Genomic DNA, 1398 nt, shown 5'->3' with positions numbered 1-1398 from the left:
GAACAGCCCATGCCGCTTCTCCTCGATGCGCTCGCGTGAAAAGGCCGGCAGCAGCGAAACGAGCTTGGGCTCCAGCGCCTTACGGGCTTCCTGCAACTCGGCAATGCGCTGGCTGAGGGGTGCCGTGCCGGCATCGTTCTTCAGATACCAGCCGCTGGTCACATAGATCAGCCGGCTGACCATCTGATAGAGATCAAGCTGCACCTGGCCGTCGATCTGGTTGTCGAGCGCGTCGATCTCGCGATAGAGCGCCGGCAAGGCAAAACCGTCACGCACCACCGCGAAGGTCCGCACCACGTCGGCGGCGGTGCGCCCGGTGGCCTCCTGCAGCCGGTTGACGAAGGATGGGCCGCCGCGATTGACCAGATCGTTGGCGACGACCCGTGTGATGATCTCGCGGCGCAGCCTGTGGCCATGGATCTCGGCGGCGTATTTCTTCGCCATCTGGTCGGGAAAATAGCCCATCAGGTCCCGGTCGAAATGCGCGTCATCAGGCACGTCGCTGGCGACGATGTCGGAAAACAGCACAATCTTGGCATAGGCGAGCAGCACGCCGAGTTCGGCTCTGGTCAGCGGTTCGCCACGCGCTTCACGCTCGGCCAGCGCTGCCGGCGACGGCAGCGTCTCGACGGCACGGTCGAGCAGGCCGCGCGCCTCCAGCGCCGTCATGAAGCGGCTCTGATGCGCGATGTCGGCGAGGCCGCGCTTGCGGGCGATCGAAAGCGCCAGCGTCTGCTGGTAGTTGTTGGACAGCACCAGCGAGCCGACCTCCTCGGTCATCTCGGCCAGCAGCTTGTTGCGTGCCGGGCGTGTCAACGACCCCTTGCGCATGGCGGAAGCCAGCGCGATCTTGATGTTGACCTCGACGTCGGAGCAGTTGACGCCGCCCGAATTGTCGATGGCGTCGGAGTTGCAGCGGCCGCCATTCATGCCGAACTCGATGCGCGCCCGCTGCGTGACGCCGAGATTGGCGCCCTCGCCGATCACTTTCGCCCGGACGTCGAGCGCGGTGATGCGAATGGCATCGTTGGCGCGGTCGCCGACCTCGGCATTGGTCTCGGTCGATGCCCTGAGATACGTGCCGATGCCGCCGAACCACAGAAGATCGACCGGCGCTTTGAGGATGGCGGTCATGATCTCGACCGGCGTGGCGGTGGTCTTGGCCAGGCCGATCGCCGCCGCCGCCGCCGCCGGCAAGGTGATCGATTTCTGGTTGCGCGAGACGATGATGCCGCCTTCCGACAGTTTCGTCTTGTCGTAGTCCTGCCAGCTCGAACGCGGCAGCGCGAACATGCGCTCGCGCTCGGCCATCGAGGCTGCCATGTCGGGATCGGGATCGATGAAGATGTCGCGATGGTCGAAGGCCGCGATCAGCCGGGTTTTCGGGGACAAAAGCAT

1 protein-coding gene is annotated in these 1398 nt (G+C 65.1%); it reads right to left on the bottom strand.

Annotated elements, in window-relative coordinates:
* Positions 1-1398: NAD-glutamate dehydrogenase domain-containing protein (locus EN925_RS35860; RefSeq protein ID WP_206633129.1), on the bottom strand; the 1398-nt coding region annotated here is incomplete at both ends.

Origin of the sequence: Mesorhizobium sp. M7A.F.Ca.US.006.04.2.1, from assembly GCF_004022915.1 — a bacterium.
GTDB lineage: Bacteria > Pseudomonadota > Alphaproteobacteria > Rhizobiales > Rhizobiaceae > Mesorhizobium > Mesorhizobium ciceri.
The sequence above is the reverse complement of the archived record's forward strand: the minus strand, read 5'-3'. Positions and strand labels throughout refer to the sequence as shown.